Genomic DNA, 18,004 nt, shown 5'->3' with positions numbered 1-18,004 from the left:
CCCCCTTCACCACCGGCTGAACGGAGGCAACGTGATGCGTACGACCCGTCTGGCGGCGACTGCCACCGCGGGAGCGGCGCTGCTCCTCGGCGGGGTCGCGAGCCCCGCCGCCCCGCACCCGGCACACGACGGCAGACACGTCCTGGTCTTCTCCAAGACCGCCGGATTCCGGCACGACTCGATCGCCGACGGCGTCACGACGGTACGCGAACTCGGCGCGACGGCCGGCTTCACGGTCGACGCCACCGAGGACGCGGGCGCGTTCACCCCGGCGAACCTGCGCCGCTACGACGCCGTCGTCTTCCTGTCGACGACCGGAGACGTGCTCGACGCCGCCCAGCAGAAGGCCTTCGAGACGTACATCCGCCACGGCGGCGGGTTCGTGGGAGTCCACGCGGCAGCCGACACCGAGTACGACTGGGCGTTCCACGGCGGTCTCGTCGGCGCCTGGTTCCGGTCCCACCCGGCGGTCCAGCCGGCCGCCGTCGTCGTCGAGGACCGGGCCCACCCGGCGACCTCGGGCCTCGGCCCCACCTGGAACCGCACCGACGAGTGGTACGACTACCGCACGAACCCCCGTGAGCGCGTCCATGTCCTGGCCTCGCTCGACGAGGACTCGTACACCGGCGGCACCATGGACGGCGACCACCCGATCGCCTGGTGCCGGACCTACCAGGGCGGCCGCGCCTTCTACACCGGGGCCGGTCACACCAAGGAGTCCTACGCGGACCCGGCGTTCCGCGCCCACCTCCTGGGCGGCATCCGGTACGCCGTCGCCGACGTCCACGCGGACTGCCGCCCGGAGAACGGGTACCGGCCGCTCTTCGACGGCACCACCCTCGACGGCTGGCGGCAGGCCGGACCGGGCTCCTTCACCCTCTCCGACGACGGCACGCTGACGTCGTCGGGCGGCATGGGACTGCTCTGGTACGCCGGCCGGTCCTTCGGGGCGTACTCCCTGAAGCTCGACTGGAGGACCACGGCGGGCGGCCCCGGCGACCCCGGTGACGACAACTCCGGGGTGTTCGTCGGATTCCCGCCGTCGGACGACCCGTGGTCCGCGGTGGACCACGGCTACGAGATCCAGATCGACACCACCGACGTCCCCGAGAAGACCACCGGCGCCGTCTACGGCTTCCGGTCGGCCGACCTGGACGAGCGCGACCGCGCGCTGAACCCGCCGGGGGAGTGGAACACCTACGAGATCCGTGTGGAGGGCGAACGCCTGCGCGTCTGGCTCAACGGCGTGAAGATCAACGATTTCACCAACACCGACCCGGCGCGGAGCCTGCGCGACGGACACCTCGGCCTCCAGAACCACGGAGCCGACGACCAGGTGTCCTTCCGCCACCTCCGCATCAAGGAACTGCCCGTCGAGGGCCACTGAACGGCGGCGGGCGGGGGAGCCGGACCACCGCCCGCCGTCACCACCCCGACGCTTCGCGGCGCCGCCACCTCGGCCGCGAAGTCCGCGCACGACAAGGAGGCTTCCCATGTCCGTGTCCCCTTCCCACCCCCCGCGAGTGGGCGTCTGGCTGATCGGAGCCCGCGGCTCCGTGGCCACCACCGTGATCGCCGGCTGCGCAGCCCTCACGGCCGGCCTGAACCCGCCGACCGGCCTGGTCACCGAGGCGCCCGCGTTCGCCGGCAGCGGCCTGCCCGCCCTGTCCTGCCTCGTCTTCGGCGGACACGACACCACCGACTGCCCGCTGCCCAAGCGTGCCGAACAGCTCGCGGCCGGAGGCGTCCTCCCGCCGGGCCTGCCCGCGGCGGTCGAAGCGGAACTGACCCGGGCCGACCAGGAGATCCGACCGGGCGGTCCCCTCCCGGGCGACACCCGCGGCGACGAGGAACTCATCGACGCGTTCGCCGCGGACCTGCGGGACTTCATGCGCCGGTGCGGTCTCGCCCGGGCCGTGGTGGTGAACGTGGCCTCCACGGAGCCCGCGGCGACCGGCACCGCGCTGCCGCCGAGTTCGCTCTACGCGGCCGCCGCCCTGCGGGCCGGCTGCCCGTACGTGAACTTCACCCCGTCGACCGGGCTGCACCACCCGGCGCTGGCGTCCGCGGCGGAGTCGAGCGGGCTGCCGTACGCCGGCCGCGACGGCAAGACCGGCCAGACGCTGCTGCGTTCCGTCCTGGGCCCGATGTTCGCCCAGCGGGCGCTCGCGGTCCGGGCCTGGTCCGGCACCAACCTGCTGGGCGGCGGCGACGGAGCGGCCCTGGCCGACCCGGCGGCCGCCGAGGCCAAGAACGCCGGGAAGGAACGCGTCCTCGCCGACACCCTGGGCAGTGTGCCCGAGGGCCGGGTCCACATCGACGACGTGCCCGCACTGGGGGAGTGGAAGACCGCCTGGGACCACGTCGCGTTCGACGGCTTCCTGGGCACCCGCATGGTCCTCCAGACCATCTGGCAGGGCTGCGACTCCGCGCTGGCCGCGCCCCTCGTCCTCGATCTGGCCCGCCTCACCGCCCGGGCCCACGAGGCCGGGTTGTCCGGCCCGCTCGCCGAACTCGCCTTCTTCTTCAAGGACCCCGTGGGCGACGCGCCGCCGTCCCTGGCGGAGCAGCACGCGCAACTGGAGCGGTTCGCCCTGCGGCTGAGCGAGGTCCGGGCACCGGACACCGGGCACGACGGGAACGGGACGGCTCCCGGGATGCCTCCCGGGACGCGACACGATCGCCCGGCGGCTCAGGGCGGCGGGCAGGCATGAGCGAAGCACGAGAGGCGGACGCGGTGCCCAACGCCCCCACGACGGTCCGGCAAACGCCGAACCGGCCCGACGCCGGCGGGGCGGAGGAAGGGCCTCCGGAGGAGGGGCGTCCGGGGGAGGAGCGTCCCGGGGAGACGCGGCGGGAGGTGAGCCGACCGGAGGTGAACCGGTCGGAGGTGAGCCGGTCGCCGGGAGATCGGTCGGAGGGCAGCCGGTCGAAGGAGGGCCGGTCGGAGGTGCACCCGTCCGAGGGGGATCGGGCGCAGGACCGGTGGGCTCGGGCGGCTGCCTGGGCCGAACTGCTGCGACTGCCCGCCCTGTTCACCGTCCCCGGCGACGCGCTGGCCGGCGCGGCGGCGGTCGCCGCGCGGCCCGACCACCGGACCCTGCTCGCCATCGGATCCTCGGTCTGCCTCTATGAGGCCGGCATGGTCCTCAACGACTGGGCGGACCGTGCCGAGGACGCCGTCGAACGCCCTCACCGTCCCCTTCCCTCCGGCCGGGTGAGCCCCGCCGCCGCGTTCACGGCGGCCTGCGCCCTCACCGCCGCCGGTCTCACCCTGGCGGGCCGGGCGGGACGCCCGGCACTGGCGGTGGCCGCACCCCTCGCGGCCACGGTCTGGTCCTACGACCTGGTCCTGAAGCACAAGCCGGTGGGTCCCCTCGCCATGGCGGCGGCCCGCGGTCTGGACCTCCTCCTCGGCGCCTCGGCGACCGCGGGCCGTACGCGTCCGGCCCTTCCCGCCGCCGGGCTGCTGGCCACGCACACGTTCGCGATCACGACCCTGTCCCGTCAGGAGACCCGCGGAGGCACCCCGGCGCCCGCCCTCGCGGCCCTGGCCACGACAGCCGGCCTGACCTGGTGGCTGCGGCGACCCCCGACCGCCGGCCCACGGGTGGGCGGCCCACGGGCCGGCAGCCCACCGGGTCCGCTCTCACCCGTCCGGGCGGCGCACCTCCTCCGGACGCTGCCGGGCCGGGAAGGGCAGCGCTCCGCGCTCCACCCGTCCGTGCCGCTGTCCGAGCCGCTGTCCGCCCCGCTGACCGCGGCGCTGGCCGCCGCCTACGCCGGCACCACGGCCCGTCCCTATGCGCACGCCGCCCTCAACCCGTCGGCGCCTCTCACCCAACGGGCCGTCGGCGCGGGCATACGGGCGATGATCCCCCTCCAGGCCGCGCTCATGGCCCGTTCCGGAGCCACTGCCGGCGCGGTGCTCACGGCAGCCCTGGCGCCGGTCGCCCGGCGGCTCGCGAGGCGGGTGAGCGTCACATGAACCTCGGCCACGCAGGCAGCGGGGACCGCCGGTGGGAGACGGACCCGCACGGGAGCGCCCCGCCGCCCCGGCCCCCGTTCCGTTTCGGCTACGGCACCAACGGACTCGCGGACCTCCGCCTCGACGACGCCCTGGACCTCCTCGCCGACCTCGGCTACGACGGTCTCGGACTCACCCTCGACCACATGCACCTCGATCCGTTCGCCCCCGGTCTGGCCGCCCGCACCCGGCACATCGGCCGCCGGCTGACCGCGCTGGGGCTGGGCGTCACCATCGAGACCGGGGCCCGTTACGTCCTCGACGCGCGCCGCAAGCACGGCCCCTCGCTGCTGGACCCCGAACCCGACGACCGGGCCCGCCGCGTCGACCTGCTGCTGCGCGCCGTCCGGATCGCGGGCGACCTCGGCGCCCACGCCGTGCACTGCTTCAGCGGCACCCTTCCGCCGGGAACGGACCCGGACACCGCGTGGCAGCGCCTGGCCGAGACCCTCGCCCCCGTCCTGGACGCCGCGACGGCGGCCGGTGTGCCCCTCGCGGTGGAGCCCGAACCCGGTCACCTCCTGGGCACCCTCGCCGACTTCCACCGGCTGCGGCGCACCCTGGGAGACCCGGCGTTCCTCGGACTCACCCTGGACATCGGGCACTGCCAGTGCCTGGAGCCGCTGCCGCCCGCCGACTGCGTGCGTGCCGCCGCCCCCTGGCTGTGCCACGTCCAGATCGAGGACATGCGCCGCGGCGTCCACGAGCACCTCCCCTTCGGCGACGGCGAGATCGACTTCCCGCCCGTCCTCGCCGCGCTGGCCGACACCGGCTACCGCGGGCTCACGGTGGTCGAACTGCCCCGTCACTCCCATGCCGGCCCCCACCACGCCGAGACCTCCCTCCCGTTCCTCCACCGCGCGGCCGCGTCCGTCCGCGCGGCAGGCCCCTCCGGCCGGCAGCCCCTGCCCGCTTCCTCGCGCACCGCCGGCCTCGCGGGCGAGGCAGCAGGCCACGGTACGAGCGCCGGTCCCGGCACGGACCCCGCCGTCACCCCGGGCGAGCCCTCCGCCACCCCCGAAGGGAGCACGCTGTGACCCGTCCCGAGGCCGCCCCGACGGACCAGGAAGCGGAACTCCAGGGCACCGCCCTCGCCCGGACCCCCCTCGACACGATCCACGGCCGTCTGGAGTCGCAGCTGGACCCGAGCGCCCGCGTGTGGCTCCGGCAGGCGCTCGACGACGCCGCGACCCACCCGGGCACCCACGGCCCCCTCCCGGTGTGGGAGCTGCGGCTCGCCGAGGCAGGGCGCCGCTGCGGCAGCCGGTACGCCGACGCCGCCCGCGTCCTCGTCCTGCGCGCGGCCCGTGCCGACCTGGACGACATGTCCCGCGTCTACTTCCAGGGCACCGCCGACGAACGCCGCGCGGTCCTGCACGCCCTGGCCCACCTGGTGCCCGGGCCCGAAGCCCTTCCCCTCGTCGAGGACGCGTTGCGCACCCACGACACCCGCCTCCTCTCGGCAGCCGTCGGCCCCTACGCCGCCCGCCACCTCGAGGCCCACGCGTGGCGCCACGCGGTCCTGAAGTGCCTGTTCGTCGGCGTGCCCGTCGACGAGGTGGTGGACCTCGAACGGCGCGCCCGCGCCGACGGCGAACTCGCCCGCATGCTGGCCGACCACGCCGACGAACGCACGGCCGCGGGCCGGCCGCTCTCCCGGGACCTGCGACGCGTCCTGGCCCTCGCCGACCCCGGCACACCCTCCCCCCACGGCAAGGAGTCCTGATGCGCATCTTCGACCCCCACATCCACATGACCTCGCGCACCACCGACGACTACGAGGCGATGCGCGCCGCCGGTGTCCGTGCCGTCGTCGAGCCGTCCTTCTGGCTCGGCCAGCCCCGCACCTCGGCCGCCTCCTTCCTCGACTACTTCGACGCGCTCCTCGGCTGGGAACCCTTCCGGGCGGCGCAGTACGACATCGCCCATCACTGCGCGCTCGCCCTCAACCCCAAGGAGGCCAACGACCCGCGCTGCGCCGCCGTCCTGGACGAGCTGCCGCGCTATCTCGTCAAGGACCACGTCGTCGCGGTCGGTGAGATCGGCTACGACTCGATGACCCCGGCCGAGGACACCGCCCTGGCCGCCCAGCTCCAGCTGGCCGCCGACCACGCCCTGCCCGCCCTGGTGCACACCCCGCACCGCGACAAGCTCGCCGGGCTGCGCCGCACCCTCGACGTCGTCCGGGAGTCCGCCCTGCCCCCGGACCGGGTGCTCCTCGACCACCTCAACGAGACGACCGTGAAGGAGGCCAAGGACGGCGGCTGCTGGCTGGGCTTCTCCGTCTATCCCGACACGAAGATGGACGAGGGCCGCATGGTCGAGATCCTCCGCATGTACGGCCCGGACAAGGTCCTCGTGAACTCCGCCGCCGACTGGGGCAGGAGCGACCCCCTCAAGACCCGCCGGGTCGCCGACCTGATGCTCGCGGAGGGCTTCACCGAGGACGACGTCGATCTCGTCCTGTGGCGCAACCCCTGCGCCTTCTACGGCCTCAGCGGCCGCCTCACCCTCGACGTCACCGCCCCCGGGTCCACCCACGAGGGCAACTCCGTGCTGCGCGGCGGGGAGTGAGCGATGCGCTTCCGGCACCCCGACGGCACCGTCGTCCACCTCGCCTACTGCACCAACGTCCACCCCGCCGAGACCCTCGACGGCGTCGTCGCACAGCTGCGTGACCACTGCGAACCCGTCCGGCGCCGGCTCGGCCGCGACCGGCTCGGCATCGGTCTGTGGCTCGCCAAGGACGCCGCCCGGTCCCTGGACACCGACCCGTCGGCTCTGCGCGCGCTGCGCGCCGAACTCGACCGGCGGGGCCTGGAGGTCGTCACCCTCAACGGCTTCCCGTACGAGGGGTTCGGCGCCGAGGAGGTCAAGTACCGCGTCTACCGTCCCGACTGGGCCGACGGCGAACGCCTCGAACACACCACCGCCCTGGCCCGGGTCCTCGCCGGGCTGCTCCCGGACGACGTCACCGAGGGCACGGTCTCCACCCTCCCGCTCGGCTGGCGCACCACCTGGGACGCCGGACGCGACGAGACGGCCCGCGACGCCCTGCGCACCCTCGCCGAACGGCTGGACGCGCTGGCGGAACTCACCGGCCGATCCGTCCGGGTCGGTCTCGAACCGGAACCCGGCTGCACGGTCGAGACCACCGCCGACGCGCTCGCGCCCCTCGGCGCCGTCGGCCATCCCCGCATCGGGGTCTGTGTCGACACCTGCCATCTCGCCACCTCCTTCGAGGACCCGCGGGCCGCTCTGGACGCACTGGCCGCAGCCGGTGTCCCGGTCGTCAAATCCCAGCTGTCGGCCGCCCTGCACGCCGAACACCCTCATCTCCCCGCCGTCCGCGAGGCACTCAGCGCGTTCGACGAACCCCGCTTCCTGCACCAGACCCGCACCCTGACCGCCGACGGCCTGCGCGGCACCGACGACCTGGGCGAGGCCCTCGGCGGCGCCGCCCTGCCCGACGGCACGCCCTGGCGCGCCCACTTCCACGTCCCCCTGCACGCGGCCCCGGCCGCGCCCCTGACCTCCACCCTCCCCGTGCTCAAGGCCGCGCTGACCCGTCTGGTCGGCGGACCGCGCCCGCTCACCCGTCACCTCGAGGTCGAGACGTACACCTGGCAGGCGCTCCCGCCCGAGCTGCGTCCCCGGGCCCGTCCCCAGCTCGCCGACGGCATCGCCGCCGAGCTCTCCCTCGCCCGCGACCTCTTGTCCGATCTCGGCCTCAAGGAGCTCCCATGAGCAGCCCAGTGCCGTCCGGCACCCAGCACCACGGCCGCCCCGAACCCGGCGCCCGCGGCTCCGGACCGGGCGAACCTCCCGGATCCCCGGTCCCTCTTCTCGTCCTCGACGTCGTCGGTCTGACCCCCCGTCTGCTCGATCACATGCCCCACCTGAAGACCCTGGCCCAGGCAGGCTCCCGGGCGCCGCTCGGGACCGTCCTGCCGGCCGTGACCTGCGCCGCGCAGTCCACCTTCCTCACCGGCACCCATCCCGCGGAGCACGGCATCGTCGGCAACGGCTGGTACTTCCGTGAGCTCGGCGACGTCCTGCTGTGGCGGCAGCACAACGGTCTCGTCGCCGGCGACAAGCTCTGGGACGCCGCCCGCCGGGCCCACCCCGGCTACACGGTCGCCAACATCTGCTGGTGGTACGCCATGGGCGCCGACACCGACTACACCGTCACCCCCCGTCCGGTCTACTACGCCGACGGCCGCAAGGAGCCCGACTGCTACACCCGCCCCCCGGCCCTGCACGACGAACTCACCGAGAAGCTGGGCACCTTCCCCCTGTTCCACTTCTGGGGCCCCGGCGCCGACCTCGTCTCCAGCCGGTGGATCATCGACGCGACCCGCCACGTCCTGCACACCCGCCACCCCGACCTCGCCCTGTGCTACCTCCCTCACCTCGACTACGACCTCCAGCGCTTCGGCCCCGACGACCCGCGCTCCCTGCGGGCGGCCGCCGACCTGGACGCCGCCATGGCCCCGCTGCTGGCCGACGCCCGGGCCGAGGGACGTACCGTCGTCGCCCTGTCCGAGTACGGCATCACCCCGGTGAGCCGGCCGGTCGACATCAACCGCGCACTGCGCCGCGCGGGGCTGCTCGAAGTGCACACCCAGGACGGCATGGAGTACCTCGACCCGATGGCGTCCCGTGCCTTCGCGGTCGCGGACCACCAACTCGCCCACGTCTACGTGCGCCGCCCCGAGGACCTCGAAGCCGTCCGCTCCGCGCTCGACGGGCTGCCCGGCATCGAGCAGCTCCTCGACGACGAGGGCAAGAAGGCGCACCACCTCGACCACCCGCGCTCCGGCGAACTCGTCGCCGTCGCGGAGCCGGACGCCTGGTTCACGTACTACTACTGGCTCGACGACGCCCGCGCGCCCGACTTCGCCCAGCTCGTCGAGATCCACCGCAAACCCGGCTACGACCCGGTCGAGCTGTTCATGGACCCGCTCGACCCCTATGTGAAGGTCAAGGCGGCCACCGCCCTGGCGCGCAAGAAACTGGGCCTGCGCTACCGCATGGCGGTGGTGCCCCTCGACCCCTCACCCGTCCGTGGCAGCCACGGCCGTCTTCCGGCGAGCGACGACGACGGTCCGCTCCTCATCTGCTCCACCCCCCGTTCGCTCGGCGACCGTGTCGCGGCCACCGACGTGAAAGCACTGCTGCTCCGGCTGGCCGGCCTCTCCTGAGAGGTTGCCGACCGCTCACAAGTCAAGCACTCACCACTGACAACGCCCGCCGATCGTGAGGAGTTCCAGACATGAGCCGCATCTCCGACACCGACCCCGCACTCACGCACCGTCTGACCAGACGAGGCATGCTCGGTGTCGCCGCCGGCGCCTCCGCGGCCGCTCTGCTCGGGGCGGCCGGCACGCCGGCGGCCGCGGCACCCGGTACCGGCACCGCCGCCTCCGCGGCCGGCCGGGGCCGTCCCGTCCTGCCTCCGGGCCGCCTCGGCATCCAGCTCTACAGCCTGCGGGACAAGGTCTCCACGCTGGGATTCGCGCCCGTCTTCGCCGAGCTGGAGAAGTACGGGTACGACGAGGTCGAGTTCGCCGGATACACCCAGGGCTCCGCGGGACCCATCACCCTCGCCCGGCTCAAGCGGCTGGCCCGCGACCACGGTCTGACACCGATCGGCAGCCACGTCGGCTACTACTCCGACGACCCGAACGCCTACACCTTCGCCCAGAACCTCACCAAGGTCCTCGACGACGCCCAGGCACTGGGCCTGAAACACATAGGCACCGCCTCGGGGCCGTTCCGCTACGGCTCCACCGTCGACGCGTGGAAACGCGCGGCCGAGGAGTTCAACACCTACGGCGCGGCGGCCAGGGCCCGGGGCATGAAGTTCTACCAGCACAACCACTCCGACGAGTTCGGCTTCGCGAGCGACGACCCCAAGGTCCGTCTCTACGACGTCCTGCTCGCGGAGACCGACCCCGACCTGGTCTTCCTGGAGATGGACATCTTCTGGGCGTACGCCGGCCGGTTCCGCTTCTCCCGGCGGCCCGACGGCACGGCCGCGCCTTTCGAACCGCTGGACTACGTGCTGAAGCAGCCGCACCGCTATCCCCTCTTCCACGTGAAGGACGGTGTCAGCGACCCGAGCGACCAGTTCGGCTACCGGATGGTCGACGTCGGCGACGGCGACATCGACTACCGGCGGTTCCTGTCCGCCGTCACCCGGCTGCGCGGCGAGCGCCTGGCCCACCACTGGCAGGCCGAGCACGACAACCCGGTCGAGTCCTTCGCGTTCGCCCGGAAGTCCAGCGCGCACCTGCACTCACTGCGCGAGAAGTGCTGAGCACGGCGGTGCGGGCCGGCTGAACCGGCGCACCCGCGCGTGGTGGCCCGTCCCGGTCCCTGCCGGGGTGGGCCACCACACGCGGGTGCGCGTCGCCGGTCGGCGGACCCCCGGCGCCCGCCGTCCGCCGCGGGCTCGCCGCACCCGCCCCCCCCGCTGATCATCGCGGGAACCGGCGATCAGCGGCCCCTGCGGTCGCTACCCTCGATGCCATGGTCGGTGATCGGCGCGCGGAGCCCGTGCCGCTGGAGCCCCGGCTGGGGCACCTGCTCGAGCGGGCCGGATCCGCACTGGCGCGGGCCTCGGCACGGGCGCTGGTGCCGTACGGGGTGGACGTCCGCGAGCTGGGGGTCCTGGCGGTGCTCGCGGGGGAGGAACCCCTGTCGCAGGGCGAGGCCGCCGGGCGGCTGGGTGTCGACCGCACCACGATGGTCTCCCTCCTCGACGGTCTCGAGGACCACGGTCTGGTGGAGCGGCGGCGGGGTGCGCCGGACCGCCGCAGGAACATCGTCGGGCTCACGGACGCCGGCCGGGTCTGCCTGGAGCGGGCGCAGGCGGCGCGCTCGGCGGCCGAGCGCCGGTTCCTCGCCCCGCTCGAGGAGCGGGCGGCCGCCGCGCTGCTGGACGCACTGCGCACCCTCGTGGCCGCGGACCCGGCGGGGAGGTGACCGGGCGGTCACCGTGGGCGAGGACCCGGCCGCGAGGCCGCGGTACCCGCCCGGCCAGCGGTTATGCAGGTGAAAGGCACTCCGAAAGCTTGGTATTGTTGTCCTTGTCGCCGGGCGGGAGACCTCGCACAGCGGCTACACCTGGTCCGGGTGGCGGAATGGCAGACGCGCTAGCTTGAGGTGCTAGTGCCCTTTATCGGGCGTGGGGGTTCAAGTCCCCCCTCGGACACTCTCACTCTCCGTGCCGGGCGGATTCCGCTCGGTGATTCCTTGATTGCCCGTATTCGGCGTACTGCCGGGTACGGGTTTTGTTGTTTCCGGGCCCTTGTCTCCGTAATGTCGCGGAAGCCCGTTTATCGGTTGTTCCCCGTGCGTCCCGGCGACCCCTTTGCGGATGACACTTCCCGGCTACTTCCCGGCCGCTCTCCCGTACTGCTGACGAACCGTCAATGTTCAACCAGGCACGCATCTTGACGGTCTGTGACTCCATCTTGTGGTGATACGATCACGCTCGCTTGTAGAGCGGGCGGATGGGTGCAAGACGACATCTCCGACTACGGGGACAGTCCGGGCGGTCACCCCGGTGCGGGCAGTCCGCCGGTCCACCCGCGTTGACGGGAATTCAGCAACTGGCCCGCAGTCGCCTGAAGAGAGTCTTATGACGCATTACATACAGAACCCGGTAATCTGGGCTCTCCTCGTGGCCGTACTCGTCGCAGTCGCCCTCATAGTTCGACAGCGCAGGGCGGCGCGTGCTTTGAGGCAGGAGATCACGGGGCTCAGGTCCCACTACTCCGCGCTGGAAAACGAGTACGCGCAATCCGTCGAGGCAGCTCGGGAACGAGCCGAAGATGCTACGAAAACGGTCCTGAAGTCCGCGATGCGGACCCTCCAGGGCCTCGCCGCGGAACAGCAGTTGATTGTCTCCCGGCTACAGAACAAATACGGCGAGTCGGTGATTCTCCAGGACCTTCTGGAGATCGACCACACGAACTCGCAGTTCGGCCGGCGAGCCCAGTCCATCGCCGTGCTCTGCGACGGCTGGCTCGGACGCGCACGTGACGTCGCCTCCGTGTACGACGTGGTGCGCAGCGCACAGGGCAGGGTCCGCCACTACCGGCGGGTGGAGATCCTCTCGCAGGTCGACTTCGGCATCACGAGCCGCGCCGTGGAACCGGTCGCGCTCGCCCTCGCCGAACTGCTCGACAACGCGACGAGCTATTCGAGCCCGGACACCGTCGTCGAGATCAACATCCGCACCGTGCCCAAGGGCATTTGTATCGTCGTCGACGACGCGGGTGTCGGTATGAACGACGAGGAGCGCGCCCGCGCCGACCGGCTCCTGTCGAGCCAGCGGGTCTCGGGCGTCTCCGCGCTCGGCAACCCGCCGCAGTTCGGCTTCGCGGTGATCGGTGTGCTCAGCGAGCGCTTCGGCTTCGAGGTCTCGGTGGACTCCACCTCCCCCTACGGAGGTGTCCGTGCGGTCCTGCTCCTGCCGCACGACCTGCTCACCAGCGCGCCCGAGCAGAAGGAACCCGCTCCCGCCGTGCCCGCCGTCGCCGGCACGGGCCGCGGCGGCCCCGAGAGCGGCCACTCCACCAGCACCACCGCCGACGGTCTGCCGAAGCGGCGCCGCAAGCGGCCCATGGCCATCGTGCCCGGCAGCGCGTCCTCGTCCACTCCCGCCCGCACGGGCGCCGAGACCGCGGCGATCATGGGCGCCTTCCAGCGGGGCACCCAGTCGGGCCGGGCCACGCCTGCGAATCCCGCGGAAAAGTCGAGCAGCACCCGTGGTGCTGGCAGCGAAGGGCATGAGGTCTCGTGAACGACGATCTGTCATGGATGCTTGACAGTGCCTTGGAGATCCCCGGGGCCCTGCACGCCGTCCTCATCTCCGCGGACGGTCTGCTGATGGCGCGGACCCAGGACTTCGACAAGGACGACGCCGACCGGGTCGCCGCCGCGATGAGCGGTGTGCAGTCGCTCAGCCGGTCGCTCGCGTTCTTCTGCGAGGACCCGCAGATGGGGTGGCGCCAGACACTGGTCGAGTTCGACGGCGGCTGGGTCTTCCTGATCTCCGCCGGCGAGGGTGCCTATCTCGGCGTCTCGGCCTCGCCCGACGTCGACATGGCGGACATCACCTTCCGGATGCAGCAGCTCGTCGGCCAGCTCGGCAAGGCCCTGACGACACCGCCGCGCGAGAACCTCGGCGTGCGGTCATGAACGGGTTCGACGAACTGGAGCCGCAGACACCGGAATTAGTCCGTCCGTACGTCATCACCAAGGGCCGCGGGCTGCCCGACGAGGGACAGCTCTCGCTCATCACCCTGGTCACGGCGGCCGCCGATCACGAGCAGCGGCCCACCCGGCTGTCTCCCGAGGAGCAGAAGCTGCTCGACCTGTGCTCGGCCGGCTACCTCTCGGTCGCCGAGATCGCCGGGCACACCCAACTTCCCCTGGGCGTGGTGAAGATCCTCCTCGCCGCCCTCACCGAAGGCGGATATCTCATCACCCGCCCGCCGGTCCAGCGCGCCCCGCTGGCCGACAGGGACATCCTGGAGGAGGTGCTGAATGGTCTCAGGGCCAAGTTTGGATGAGCAGGCCTACGTCCGCGACGGAGCGACGCAGACGGCGGTCAAGATCCTCGTCGTGGGTCACTTCGCGGTCGGCAAGACCACGTTCATCGGGGCGATCTCCGAGATCGAACCGCTGACCACCGAAGAGACGATGACACGGGCCGCCGAGTCGGTCGACGACCTCAAGGGCGTCCAGGGCAAGACCACCACCACGGTCGCCATGGACTTCGGGCGTCTGACCATCAGCGACCGGGTCGTGCTGTACCTGTTCGGGACGCCGGGCCAGCAGCGCTTCGTCCAGATGTGGGAGGACATGGCGCGCGGCGCCCTCGGCGCGCTGGTGCTCGTCGACCCCGAGCGGCTCGCGGACTCCTTCGCCGTGATCGACCTGATCGAGCAGTACGGACTCGACTACGCCATCGCCGTCAACCACTTCGACGGCGCCCCCCTGCGGGACGAGATGGCTCTGCGCGACGCACTGGACCTGCTCGACGACACCCCCGTCGTCACCTGCGACGCGCGAGACGAGCGGTCATCGGCCGACGCGCTGATCACCCTCGTCCGCCACCTGCAGGACCGTGCACACTAGGAGCAGACATGGACCGACCCACCGCACCCGTGCCCCCGCCCGGGTGCCCGGCGCACCAGCCCGGCGGCAGAGTGCCGCTGTACGGGCCGGAGTTCGCGGCCGACCCGCAGGCCTACTACACGTACCTGCGCCACTACGGGCCCACCGCGCCCGTGGAGATCGCCCCGGGAGTCGAGGCCACCCTCGTCACCGAGTACGCCACCGCCCTGCAACTCCTCCAGGACTCGGGGTCCTTCCGCAAGGACGCGCGCCGCTGGCGTGACTTCAACGAAGGCCGGATCGCGCCCGACAGCCCGGTCCTTCCCGTGCTCGCCTACCGGCCCAACTGCATGTCCTCCGACGGCGCCGAGCACCTGAGGCTGCGTCAGCCGATCACGGACAGCATGGCGCGCATCGACCCGATGCGGCTCAGCCAGAGCGTCGAGCGGATATCCGACTTCCTCATCTCCCAGTTCAGCGAGCGCGGTTCGGCCGACCTCGTCGGCTCCTACGCCAAGCAGCTCCCGCTGTTCGTGTTCAACGAGCTCTTCGGCTGCACCGCCGACATCGGCGACCGCGTCTTCTTCGGCATCTCCGGCATGTTCGACGGGGTCAACGCCGACAAGGCCGCCGAGGTGCTGTTCCAGGCCGTCGGCGAACTGATCGCCCTCAAGCGGCGCAAGCCCGGCGAGGACGTCACCTCCTGGCTGCTCAAGCACCATGTCGGCCTGTCCGACGAGGAGATGCTGCACCAGGTGTCCCTGCTGCTGGGCGCGGGGGCCGAACCCCTCGTCAACCTGATCGGCAACACCCTGCACCGGCTGCTCACCGACGACCGGTACGCGTACGAGGGCGGGCTGATCGAGGAGGCGATGGACGACACGTTGTGGGAGAACCCGCCCATGACGAACTTCGCCGCGCACTACCCCGTGGCCGACATGGAGTTCGCCGGTCAGAAGCTCACCGCCGGCGACCTGATGCTGGTCAGCATCGCCGCCGCCAACACCGGCCCCACGCTGTCGGCGGCCCGCAAGGCGGGCAGCAACCGTGCGCACCTCGCCTGGAGCGCCGGACCGCACGCCTGCCCCTCGAAGGAGCCCGCCCGGCAGATCGTCGTGACGGCGATCGAGAACCTCCTCAACCGGCTGCCCGACGTCAACCTGAGCGTTCCCGAGGAGAGCCTGGCCTGGCGCCAGGGAGCCTTCAGCCGCGGCCTCGTGACGCTCCCGGCGCGGTTCACGCCGACCAAGCCGGTGAGCCGGCCGGGCCGCCAGAGCGCGGTCCAGGAGCCGCCGCGCGTGAGCACGGGAGCCCCGCGCCAGGCCGAACAGTCCGGTGTGTGGAGCAAGTTCCTCAACTGGCTGACCAAGTGACACTCGCGTCGCCCACGGCGTCGCCGACGACCGCCTGACGCCTTCGCCGCACCGGCGAGGCCACGGCACCGGCTGCGGGGAGCCGGGTCCCGGTGCCACCCGATACCCGCCCTCCGGGGCGGGTATCTCCGTCTTCGGAGGGGTCCGCGGTTTCGGCGCGGGCCCTCCCGCCCTCACTCCTCGCGCAGCTCCTGGAGGTAGGGCGCCACGTTGACCTGCGTCGACGCCCCCTCGCGCCGGCCGTACTGGCCCGCTACGCCGCTCAGGTACGCGGCGATCTCCTTGTGCATGACCTCCGCCTCCGGCAGTACGGCGGCGCCGGTGGCGAGCCGTCCGATCCACCGTGCCTGGGCCTCCACCAGCCGGGTGATCGAACCGACGGGGCGGATCAGCCCGGCGAAGAACAGACCGGGACGGTCCGGGGCGACGACCCGCTTGTACAGCTCGACCGAACCCCCGGCGCCCACCGGGCAGCCCGGCTCCAGGAAGGGGAACGTCATCCGGTAGCCGGTGCAGTACACGAGGGCGTCCGCCCTGACCGACGTGCCGTCGGTGAAGGAGACCCGGTCGCCGTCGACGGCCTCGATCGCCGGCTTCGGCGTGACCGCCCCGTGGCGGATCCGGCTGAGGATCTCGTCGGAGATGGTGACGGCCGAGGAGAAGACCGGATGGTCCGGCTCGGGCAGCCCGTGATCACGGAGCTTGCCGCGGGCGACGAGCAGGGTCTGCTCGATGAAACGGCGCTGCTCCTCCAGGGACATGCTGATCCACCAGGGCGCGTCCGCGATCTCGTCGAGGGCCATGCCGAACAGCTGCTTGGGCATGACGTGCAGTCCGCGGCGCACCGAGAGAACGGTCTGCCCGGCGTGCCGGGAGAGGTCCGACGCGATGTCCACCGCGGAGTTCCCGAGCCCCACGACGACGACGCGCTGTCCGGCGTAGTCGCTGCCGTCGCGGTAGTCGACGGAGTGGTGAATCGTTCCGGTGAACGTCTCGGCGCCTCGCGGGAGCGCCGGCATCGACGGTTCCGAGTTGTGCCCGGAGGCGACGACGACATGCGAGAAGGCCCGGGACGAGACCGTACCCTCGGCGTCCCGGCCGACGACCGTCCACCCGCCGTCGGCCTCCTGCCGTACCGACTCCACCGTCGTCCCCAGTTCGACGCTGTCGAGGACACCGGCCCACTCGGCGAACGAGCGCAGATAGGCGGCTATCTGACTGTGCCGGGGGTACAGCGGGTAGGAGGCGGGCATCGGGTAGTCCGAGTAACCCGTCAGCGCCTTGGCGGTGTTGAGGTGGAGGGACAGATAACCGGGCCCGCGCTCGCCCGCCTGCGGCCGGCGCCACAGCCCGCCGACGTCGCTCGCCTGCTCCAGGCAGACGAAGTCGACACCGGCGCTCTTCAGGGCGTGCGCCACAGCCAGCCCCGACAGCCCCGCACCGATCACGCACAGCCGCACGGATTCCCCCACAGTTCGGCCACCCACTCCTCATACTCCGGCACATGGCTGCCCATCCCGCGCGTACGTCACTCTTGGCCCGTTCGCGACAAGAATCACAGCGTGGTCCGGGAACGGACGAGGTAGGGCAGGCGGGAGGCGGGAGGCGGGAGGCGGGAGGCGGGAGGCGGGGCGGGGCGGGCGGCCCGGCCGCCGGGCGGGCTAATCCGGTGCGGAGGCCCACAGGTGCCGGACATGGCCGAGATGCCTGGTCATGACCTCGTGGACGGCCCGTTCGTCGCGGGCCAGCAAAGCGTCCAGCAGCTCCAGGTGTTCCTCGGCGGAGGAGAGCAGCCGGCCGGACGCGGCGAGCGCGGTCAGCCCGTACAGGCGGGCGCGGCCGCGCAGCCCGCGGACCACCTCGACCAGATGCGTGTTGCCCGCGAGCGCGAGCAGTCCCAGGTGGAAGCGGGTGTCCGCCTCGACGTAGGCGATGAGGTCGCCCGCGACGGCCGCCGTGACGATCTCCCGGGCGGCCGGACGCAGCGCCTCCAGGGACACCGGGTCCGCGGTCGTCGCCAGCGCGACCACGGTGGGGATCTCGATGAGCGCGCGGACGTGCGTGTACTCGTCGAGCTGCCGGTCGGAGACCTCCGTGACACGGAACCCCTTGTTGGGCACGGCGTGCACCAGGCCCTCCTTGGCCAGGTCGAGCATCGCCTCGCGCACCGGGGTCGCCGAGACGCCGAAGCGGGTCGCCAGGGCGGGCGCCGAGTACACCTCGCCCGGCCGCAGTTCCCCCGCGATCAGCGCCGCGCGCAGCGCGTCGGCGACCCGCTCGCGATAGCTGCTGGGCCGGCCGCCGAGCACCGGCAGCGACAAGGGGGCGGGCTGCTGGCTGCTGCTCTCCGGCAGGGCGGCCATGGGGGATCTCCTCGGATGCGGGCTGTGCCTTCTGCGGCCTCTCGACGCGGACCGTGCCGTGTCGAAAGGCCGACGTGTGGCGGTGACGCAGGCACCTGTGCCATATC

The 18,004-nt window shown here is 72.5% G+C and carries 17 protein-coding genes and 1 tRNA gene; 16 read left to right on the top strand and 2 right to left on the bottom strand.

Annotated elements, in window-relative coordinates; translation table 11 throughout:
- Positions 1 to 34 precede the first annotated feature (34 nt).
- The 16 genes from Saso_RS29345 (at position 35) to Saso_RS29270 (ending at position 15,534) form a co-directional block, all read left to right on the top strand.
- Positions 35 to 1,387 carry a ThuA domain-containing protein gene (locus tag Saso_RS29345; protein WP_189925900.1) on the top strand — a complete coding sequence of 451 codons (1,353 nt, stop codon included), beginning with the start codon at positions 35 to 37 and terminating at the stop codon, positions 1,385 to 1,387.
- 106 nt (positions 1,388 to 1,493) lie between these two features.
- A complete protein-coding gene (locus Saso_RS29340) occupies positions 1,494 to 2,714 on the top strand; it encodes an inositol-3-phosphate synthase (RefSeq protein WP_189925902.1) in 1,221 nt (406 codons plus the stop codon).
- A gap of 236 nt (positions 2,715 to 2,950) precedes the next feature.
- Entirely contained in the window at positions 2,951 to 3,988 is a 1,038-nt protein-coding gene (locus Saso_RS29335; protein ID WP_189925903.1) for an SCO3242 family prenyltransferase, read from the top strand.
- Positions 3,985 to 5,064 (top strand): sugar phosphate isomerase/epimerase family protein, encoded by a 1,080-nt coding sequence (locus tag Saso_RS29330; RefSeq protein WP_189925905.1) that lies wholly within the window; start codon positions 3,985 to 3,987, stop codon positions 5,062 to 5,064. The genes Saso_RS29335 and Saso_RS29330 overlap by 4 nt, the downstream gene beginning before the upstream one ends.
- Complete coding sequence (locus Saso_RS29325) at positions 5,061 to 5,753, top strand: EboA domain-containing protein (protein WP_189925907.1); 693 nt, start codon at positions 5,061 to 5,063, stop codon at positions 5,751 to 5,753. The genes Saso_RS29330 and Saso_RS29325 overlap by 4 nt, the downstream gene beginning before the upstream one ends.
- A complete protein-coding gene (locus tag Saso_RS29320; RefSeq protein WP_189925909.1) occupies positions 5,753 to 6,601 on the top strand; it encodes a TatD family hydrolase in 849 nt (282 codons plus the stop codon). The genes Saso_RS29325 and Saso_RS29320 overlap by 1 nt, the downstream gene beginning before the upstream one ends.
- 3 nt (positions 6,602 to 6,604) lie before the next feature.
- Positions 6,605 to 7,774 carry a metabolite traffic protein EboE gene (gene eboE, locus Saso_RS29315; protein WP_189925911.1) on the top strand — a complete coding sequence of 390 codons (1,170 nt, stop codon included), beginning with the start codon at positions 6,605 to 6,607 and terminating at the stop codon, positions 7,772 to 7,774.
- The gene (locus tag Saso_RS29310) at positions 7,771 to 9,231 is read left to right on the top strand and encodes a nucleotide pyrophosphatase/phosphodiesterase family protein (protein ID WP_189925915.1); all 1,461 of its coding nucleotides are present in this window, start codon (positions 7,771 to 7,773) and stop codon (positions 9,229 to 9,231) included. The genes eboE and Saso_RS29310 overlap by 4 nt, the downstream gene beginning before the upstream one ends.
- Positions 9,232 to 9,302: 71 nt before the next feature.
- Positions 9,303 to 10,349 carry a sugar phosphate isomerase/epimerase family protein gene (locus tag Saso_RS29305; protein ID WP_189925917.1) on the top strand — a complete coding sequence of 349 codons (1,047 nt, stop codon included), beginning with the start codon at positions 9,303 to 9,305 and terminating at the stop codon, positions 10,347 to 10,349.
- Between the two features lie 212 nt (positions 10,350 to 10,561).
- Complete coding sequence (locus Saso_RS29300) at positions 10,562 to 11,017, top strand: MarR family winged helix-turn-helix transcriptional regulator (RefSeq protein ID WP_189925919.1); 456 nt, start codon at positions 10,562 to 10,564, stop codon at positions 11,015 to 11,017.
- A gap of 144 nt (positions 11,018 to 11,161) precedes the next feature.
- Positions 11,162 to 11,246, top strand: a tRNA-Leu gene (locus Saso_RS29295).
- A 429-nt stretch (positions 11,247 to 11,675) separates the two neighbouring features.
- Complete coding sequence (locus Saso_RS29290) at positions 11,676 to 12,842, top strand: sensor histidine kinase (protein ID WP_189925921.1); 1,167 nt, start codon at positions 11,676 to 11,678, stop codon at positions 12,840 to 12,842.
- On the top strand, positions 12,839 to 13,240 hold the full coding sequence (locus Saso_RS29285) for a roadblock/LC7 domain-containing protein (protein ID WP_057601660.1): 402 nt from the start codon (positions 12,839 to 12,841) through the stop codon (positions 13,238 to 13,240). Before Saso_RS29290 ends, Saso_RS29285 begins: the two co-directional genes overlap by 4 nt.
- A complete protein-coding gene (locus tag Saso_RS29280; protein WP_189925923.1) occupies positions 13,237 to 13,614 on the top strand; it encodes a DUF742 domain-containing protein in 378 nt (125 codons plus the stop codon). Before Saso_RS29285 ends, Saso_RS29280 begins: the two co-directional genes overlap by 4 nt.
- Positions 13,589 to 14,182 carry a GTP-binding protein gene (locus Saso_RS29275; protein ID WP_028806138.1) on the top strand — a complete coding sequence of 198 codons (594 nt, stop codon included), beginning with the start codon at positions 13,589 to 13,591 and terminating at the stop codon, positions 14,180 to 14,182. Before Saso_RS29280 ends, Saso_RS29275 begins: the two co-directional genes overlap by 26 nt.
- Positions 14,183 to 14,190: 8 nt before the next feature.
- A complete protein-coding gene (locus tag Saso_RS29270) occupies positions 14,191 to 15,534 on the top strand; it encodes a cytochrome P450 (protein WP_189925925.1) in 1,344 nt (447 codons plus the stop codon).
- Positions 15,535 to 15,707: 173 nt separating this feature from the next.
- Here Saso_RS29270 and Saso_RS29265 read toward each other — a convergent pair whose 3' ends face one another.
- Positions 15,708 to 16,994, bottom strand: coding sequence for a flavin-containing monooxygenase (locus Saso_RS29265; RefSeq protein ID WP_189926032.1), 1,287 nt, complete (start codon positions 16,992 to 16,994; stop codon positions 15,708 to 15,710).
- Positions 16,995 to 17,195: 201 nt separating this feature from the next.
- Positions 17,196 to 17,897 (bottom strand): GntR family transcriptional regulator, encoded by a 702-nt coding sequence (locus tag Saso_RS29260; RefSeq protein ID WP_189925927.1) that lies wholly within the window; start codon positions 17,895 to 17,897, stop codon positions 17,196 to 17,198.
- Between the last annotated feature and the right edge of the window lie 107 nt (positions 17,898 to 18,004).

Origin of the sequence: Streptomyces asoensis (assembly GCF_016860545.1) — a bacterium.
GTDB classification, from domain to species: domain Bacteria; phylum Actinomycetota; class Actinomycetes; order Streptomycetales; family Streptomycetaceae; genus Streptomyces; species Streptomyces asoensis.
Note: the sequence above shows the minus strand (reverse complement) of the source record. Positions and strands in the feature narration are given on the sequence as shown.